This window comes from Pseudomonas sp. Pseusp88, from assembly GCF_047303955.1.
GTDB lineage: Bacteria > Pseudomonadota > Gammaproteobacteria > Pseudomonadales > Pseudomonadaceae > Aquipseudomonas.
Genome location: NZ_JBGLYM010000117.1, coordinates 1 through 293, shown reverse-complemented (window position 1 = coordinate 293; position 293 = coordinate 1). Strand labels below are relative to the sequence as shown.

Annotated in this window: 1 protein-coding gene; it reads right to left on the bottom strand. The window is 58.4% G+C overall.

Going from position 1 to position 293, the window contains the following annotated elements:
* Positions 1 to 293, bottom strand: a 293-nt coding sequence (locus ACCD02_RS32720; RefSeq protein ID WP_413310726.1) for a hypothetical protein, incomplete at both ends; no start/stop codon positions are given.

The following is a 293-nucleotide window of genomic DNA, read 5'->3' as shown; positions in this document are numbered from 1 at the left end:
AAACAGCCGCTTTCAAGGTTGCGTTTAACGGCGGTGGCCGGGGCCATTATGGCGCTGCTGACGTAGTTGCGGACATTGAAGTTGGAGAAGGCCTCGAGCATGTCCTTGCCATCGGGCTTGCGGGTATACAGGTCGTTGATACGCTGGGTTGTACAGGTCAGGTCTTGCAGGGTTTTGCAGCGCTGGCCCCGTAACCCGGCGTCCTGTTCCAGACGGTGCAGGCGAGCGGCAGGCAGTTGTATTTCAGAAAAACACAGCTGCAGATCGCGTACCGGCTGATCATTCCAGCGGGC